Source organism: Streptomyces tyrfis, from assembly GCF_037034285.1.
Taxonomy (GTDB): Bacteria; Actinomycetota; Actinomycetes; order Streptomycetales; family Streptomycetaceae; genus Streptomyces.
The window spans coordinates 182055-188054 of the sequence record NZ_JBAGJZ010000009.1; the positions used below are offsets into that span (position 1 = coordinate 182055).

Consider the following 6000-nt stretch of genomic DNA (forward strand, 5'->3'; position numbering starts at 1 on the left):
CCACGCCGGCTCCCAGGTCCCGACCCCGGTACGTGTGCCCGTGTTCGCGCCGGTGCCTGTCTTTGCGCCCGCGCCTGTGTTTGCGTCTGCGTCTGCGTCTGTGTCTGCTTCTGCATTTACGTCTGCGTCTGTATTCACGTCCGCGGCCGCGCCCGTACCGAGGTGGTCGTACGCCGCGGGGCCGAGGTGGTCGAGGAGCGCGGCGAGTACCGGGTGCGGGTTGTCGCGGTGCCACAGCAGTGAGTGCGGGTAGACCGGCATGGGGTCACGTACGGCGATGCGCCGCAGGCCGTGGTCGGCGGGCCAGACCAGGTGTGTCCGCTCCCCGACGAAGGTCGCCAGCGACCGGGAGCCGGCGAGGGCGTCCAGCAGGGGCTCGGCGCCGAACTCCGGGCCGGTGACCTCGATGGTGAGCGCGAACGCGGCGGCGAGGGCGTCGTAGTAGGCGGCCCACTCGGTGCCGGCGACGATGCCCGGCATCCAGATCCGGTGCCCGGCGAGCTCGGCGGCCGTGACCGTACGCGCGGCGGCGAATTCGTGATCCGGCCCGGTGAGGAGCTGGATGGGCTCGTCGTGGACCCGGACGGCGCTGATGTCGTCGGGAAGCGGGCGGCCGGGCATGGTGACGGCGCGGAAGGACGCGTCGATCGTGCCGGACCGGATGGCGTCGACGGCCGCGTCGACGTCGAAGAGGGTCACGACATCGAGCTCGGCCCCGGGGTGCGCCCGGTGGAAGTCGCGCAGCAGGGCGGCCGGGGCCAGCCGTCGGCCGATCACGTCGACGCGCAGCGCGCGGCGGCCGGGACGCACGGAGGCGACCGCCCGCTCCGCGGCGCGCAGGAGATCGCGGGCGCGGGGCAGGAACGCCTGCCCGTCGATGGTGAGTCGCACGCCTCGCGGGGTACGGGTGAACAACCGCACCCCGAGGTTCTTCTCCAGCGTCGCGACACGCTTGGAAACGGCCTGCTGTGTGATCGACAGCTCGACGGCGGCGTCCTGGAACCGCCCCGCGTCCGCGGCGGCCACGAAGGTGCGCACGGCATCGAGATCCACGTCGGCCAGCGTATCGGTACAACGGATGGTTGTGCCTCCACCACTCATCGGTTGTTTGCTCCCGTCGCCCGCCACTCGCTTGGATACCCCTGGTCAGCGGACGGTCGGCGCGGCGGCGGGCGGTCTGCCGAGGTCCGCGGACGGCCCGCCGACGTCGGAAGACGGTCAACGCGTGGTCGGCAGAAGGGCGTTCGGACGGATGAGAGGTGCGTGGAACATGGTGGGCAAACGTGCGCTGGGGCGGCGGTTCGGGCGGCTGTGGGCGGCGTATGCCGTCAGCTCGTACGGCACATCGCTCGCGTTCGGCGCGTTTCCCCTCATCGCGATCCTCGTGCTGCACTCCGGGCCGACCGAGGTGGCGGCGCTGGCCGCCGTGGGACGGGCGGTGGGGGCCGTGCTCGCGGTGCCGCTCGGCCCCTGGGTGGAGTTCCGGCGCAAGCGGCCGGTGATGGTGTCAATGGACCTGATCCGGTTCGCGGCGACGATGAGTGTCCCCGCCGCGTACATGTTCGGCCGGCTCGGTTTCGCCCAGCTCGTCGTCGTCTCCGTCGTGGTCGCCGCGGCCAACATCGCCTTCAACGCGGCCTGCGGCGCGTATCTGAAGTCGCTCGTGCCACCGGAGGACCTGCTCGTCGCGAACGGCCGGTTCGAGTCGACGACATGGACCTCGACCATGGTCGGACCGCCGATCGGCGGGGCCGCGATCGGGATGTTCGGTCCGATGACGACCGTGGTCGCCAACGGGGTCAGCTATCTGCTCTCGGCCCTGGGCATCCGGGCCATCGGCGGGACGGAACCGCGCCCCGCACGGCCCGACGCACCACGGCTGCGGGCGCGCGACCTGGCCGAGGGATGGCGGCACATCCTCACCCACCCGGGGCTGCGCCCGCTGTTCCTCAACACGCTCGCCGTCAACGGACTGATCATGGCGACCGAGCCGCTGCTCGCCGTGCTCCTCCTGGACCGCCTCGGGTTCGCCCCCTGGCAGTACGGTCTCGTGTTCGCCGCCCCCTGCATCGGCGGCCTCGTCGGCTCGCGCCTGGCGCACCGGCTGGTGAAACGGTTCGGCCGGCACCGGGTGATGCTCACCGCCGGGGCGCTGCGCGCGTGCTGGTCCGTCGGGCTGGCGTTCGTCCGGCCCGGGATACCGGGGATCGTCCTCGTCATCGTCGTCCAGCTCGGCCTGGTGACCTGCTGTGCCGTGTACAACCCGGTGCTGGCCACCTACCGGCTCGACCACACCGACTCCGGCCGGGTCGCCCGCACCCTGTCCGCGTGGTCGGTCAGCAGCAGCGCCGCCATCGCGGCCCTGACCGCCGTGTGGGGCGTGCTCGCCACCGTGACCGGAACGCGCACCGCGATCGCGACTGCGGGAGTCCTCCTCCTGGCCACCCCGCTGCTGCTCCCGCGCCGCGAGAGCGCGTACCGGAACGCGGCGAAGCAGGCCGCGAGCCTCACCTGACGGCCCGGCCCGACGGCCCCGACCCCGGCCCGACGGCCCCGACCCCGGCCCGACGGCTCCGGCCCCGGCCCGACGGCCCCGGCCCGACGGCTCCGGCCCCGGAAGCCGCCGCCCGGGCCTGTAGTCGCCCGAGCCTGTAGCCGTCCTGGCCTGTAGTCGTCCGGGCCTGTAGTCGTCCGGGCCTGTAGTCGCCCGCCCGGCGTCCGTCTCCCCGTGCGTACGACTGTGCGTCTGCGGCGTCGTACTCCCCGCCGACGCCTACGAACTCCTCGCGAGCCGCTGACGGCGGGCCTCATAGAGAACGACGGAGGCGGCGTTCGACGCGTTCAGGGAACTGGCCGTGCCCGTCATCGGAATGCTCACGACGTGGTCGCAGAGCTCACGCCAGGCCGCGCTGAGGCCCGCGGTCTCGTTGCCGATCAGCAGCAGGACCGGCTGGGTCAGGTCGAACTCCGAGACATCGCCGTCCCCGTTCTCGTCCGTGCCCACAACGGCCACCGGCCGCCCCTGCGCGCGCTCCTTCTCCAGCCACTCCATGACCTCGTGGTGCGACTGGCTGCGCACCACGGGCACGGCGAAGAAGGATCCCGTGGAGGCGCGTACCGACTTGGGGTCGTACGGGTCGGCGGCGTGCCCCGTCACGATGAGCCCGTCGGCGCCGAACGCGTCGGCCGACCGCACGATGCTCCCGATGTTGCCGGGCTGCGTCGGCCGGTCGAAGAGCAGGCCGAGGAAGTCGTCGTGGACCTTGATCCGCGACAGGCTGTCCGGCGCCATTTCGACCACCGCCAGCACCTCCGCGGCCCCGTCGGCCTTCTCGCTGAGCTCCGCGAGCAACTGCGGTGCCATCGCCACGCGTTCGGCACCGGCGCGGCGCAGCAGGTCCTCGGCCCATCGGGACAGCGGGCGGTCGGCGTCGTAGAGCAGGGAGCGAATGGTCCAGCCGTGGTCCAGGGCCATCGTGATCGGGCGTACGCCCTGGACCAGGAACTCCTTGGCACGCCCTCGCTTGGTGCGGTTGCCGAGCAACGTCTGAAGCTGCTGGAATCGGGCGTTGCGGGTCGAGATCCGCTGTACCGGCACCCGTCCTCCAAGCCGAAGATGATCGTTGAGAATGCGGTCGTCCCGGGCCAGTGAGGTGAGCGTGTGAGTGAGTCGAAGTCGCCTGCGTACCGAGCGGGCCCGTGCTTGCACCCGTATCTTCTCTCATGCCTTGTATGCAGGGCCAATTGGCCTGAGCGAACAACCGGACCGCGAAGCGGAACTCGACCGCCTGAAGGAATCGAGGAGTCCCTGATCCGCTTTCCGGACTGCCTCGGGTCGTACATGGGGCGGCGGCGGTCCGGGCCCGCGAGGCATCAGGCGATGCCTTCCGGGGGCGGAGGGGTCGCCGCCCCGGCCTCACTTCACCTGCGGGGCCACGGCCTTCGCCAGTCCCACGACATCGGCGAAGCCTCCGTACTCGTTGTCGGAGCTCACGGACAGCACCCGGTCGCCGAGCTGCATCACGACAAACTCCTGGCCGACGTAGGCCGCCCGGTCGACCTTGACGAGCACGCCTCCCTCCCCCGGGCCGTCGACCGCGCTGACGGTCACCGTCACCGGGTTGCTCAGCAGCCCGCTGGAATTCGGCTCATAGGTGGTTCCGCAGACGCCTTCCAGCACCTTCAGTCTGCTGAGCACCCCCGCCGCGTCACCGGCGTGGTAGGAGTTCACCGCGACGTGGACCTCGTGAGCGGACGAGTCGACGACCCCCACGTTGGCGTACGCGGCGGGGTCGCCGAGGGCCGCGCCCGTTCCCCGGTCGGCCAGTTGCTCGCATCCGGTGAGCGCCGCCGGGCTGGAAACGGCGGTTTGCGGCAGCTGCGTCGGGCCGCTGTCCTTCTCCTCGAAGACGGAGGACAGCTTCCAGCCCTTGGGCAGGGTGTGGTTGGTCGGCAGATAGGTCTTCAGGACCGACCCCGGCACGACGTTCGGGTCCACGGTCGGCGTCACAGGGGCAGCGGGGGTCACCGGCGTCACCGGCGACGGGCTGTCGGCGGCGGAACTGGCCGCTGCTTCCGCCGTCCTCCCGGCAGTCGGCTGCTCTGCCGACTGCGAACTGCAACCCGCGCAGATGACGGCCGCACACACGGCCCCGGCAACCGTGGAGAATCGGAATGTACTCATCGACACCTCGCCTTCCTGCTCTGCATGACAGCACACCAGGCTGACATGCCCACCACCCCTCACCGCATGCGGGTCCGCTCCTGACGCTTCGCAGACCGGCCGCGCGCCGGGCCGCCCGCCCCGTCCCAAGAGAAGCGGAACGTCCCCGCGTGCGCGGGGAGCAGGCCGCCCACTCGCGGTCCAGGCGCCGGCGGTGAGGACCATCCCCGCCTGCGCGGGGAGCAGAGTAACTGACCTGCACGTTTAGGCGGCGCGGTAGCCGATTTTACTTACTTTCTCGGATCGCGACATTGAGGACGAAACACTCCTTCTGACACTTGCACGGTCACACCGGCAGCCTACGCAATCCCTTGCCGTAGGGAAGCCCGCGTACAGCTGGAACCACGCCCGACAGCCGCCAAACAGCGCACCGAACGCCTACGGACATGGGGGCTGTCAGAAGGTACGCGGCCCCGAAGGCAGAGTCCGCCCCGAACAGTCACCGGCCCCGGCCGCCCGCCGTTCACGGCTGCTTCGTGTCATCGCCGTCCCTGTGGTCCGTGTCCTCGTACTTCCGCCGCTCGGCCTCCACGTCCCGTTCGTACAGCACGTCCCTGAGCGGGTCCGTCACGTCCCAGGAATGCGGAGTGGAATGCCTGTCGAAGAGTCGGCACGTACGCACCGCACCCGCCGGAATCCTGCGCATGACGGCGGGACACCGGGGCAGCCTGGCGAAACGGTATATCCGATGCGCCCCAACACCGGCCCAGAACAACCACAGGTCACGCGCAGCCGGCGGCTGCGCGCACCAGATCAGCACGGCATGCTCGACCCGCTCGTCGTGTTCCCCGAGTTCGCACAGGACGTACTCGTCCAGACACGCCTCGGACAGGTCATCGGGGCCACCGCGCATGGTCAGCAGCAAGGACGCGGCATCCGCCTCGGGAATGCCCGTCAGGGCAGTGCACTGCAGCACTTCAAATCTCATTCCTGGTCGTAGGACAACGCAGAACCCCGCCCGTGCGCCACGGGACAGCCACACGGACGGGGCTCCGCCCTTCCTCGCCCGCTCGCCCGGCGACGCATGGCCGGGCGAGCGGACGAGGCCTATCGGTCGCCGGAACACGCGCGCGCCACATCCCCCCAGGGAGAGGTGGACGACGCCGTCGGGCGCGATGCGGACCCGCGCACCGAGCAAGGGCAACGCGCCATCGGTGCGGGGTTCAGGGCGCGCCTATGCGCCGATCGGGGCGTCCGGGGTTCGCATGAACTCCGTTACGGGCAGCGGGCGGGCGGTGAGTCCGTACCAGCCCACCTCGTCCCGGGTGATGAACTCA

4 protein-coding genes and 1 pseudogene are annotated in these 6000 nt (G+C 70.9%); 1 reads left to right on the top strand and 4 read right to left on the bottom strand.

All coding sequences use genetic code 11. From position 1 onward, the window contains the following. Nucleotides 1-150 precede the first annotated feature (150 nt). A pseudogene (locus WA762_RS09935) lies at nucleotides 151-1053 on the bottom strand (LysR family transcriptional regulator); the annotation flags it as partial. A 217-nt stretch (nucleotides 1054-1270) separates the two neighbouring features. Here WA762_RS09935 and WA762_RS09940 point away from each other — a divergent pair. Next, on the top strand, nucleotides 1271-2515 hold the full coding sequence (locus WA762_RS09940; RefSeq protein ID WP_335934889.1) for an MFS transporter: 1245 nt from the start codon (nucleotides 1271-1273) through the stop codon (nucleotides 2513-2515). Nucleotides 2516-2773: 258 nt separating this feature from the next. On the opposite strand, the gene WA762_RS09945 is transcribed toward WA762_RS09940, so the two are convergent. The 3 genes from WA762_RS09945 to WA762_RS09955 all read right to left on the bottom strand — a co-directional run bounded on the left by WA762_RS09945 (nucleotide 2774) and on the right by WA762_RS09955 (nucleotide 5639). After that, nucleotides 2774-3598, bottom strand: a complete 825-nt coding sequence (locus WA762_RS09945; RefSeq protein WP_335934890.1) for an RNA methyltransferase — start codon at nucleotides 3596-3598, stop codon at nucleotides 2774-2776. A 318-nt stretch (nucleotides 3599-3916) separates the two neighbouring features. Further along, nucleotides 3917-4510, bottom strand: a complete 594-nt coding sequence (locus WA762_RS09950) for a hypothetical protein (protein ID WP_335934891.1) — start codon at nucleotides 4508-4510, stop codon at nucleotides 3917-3919. A 676-nt stretch (nucleotides 4511-5186) separates the two neighbouring features. Next, nucleotides 5187-5639, bottom strand: a complete 453-nt coding sequence (locus WA762_RS09955; RefSeq protein WP_335934892.1) for a hypothetical protein — start codon at nucleotides 5637-5639, stop codon at nucleotides 5187-5189. Nucleotides 5640-6000 lie beyond the last annotated feature (361 nt).

Coding starts and splice junctions, on each gene's coding strand:
- WA762_RS09940 (WP_335934889.1), top strand. CDS start 1,271: ATGGTGGGCAAACGTGCGCTGGGGCGGCGGTTCGGGCGGCTGTGGGCG.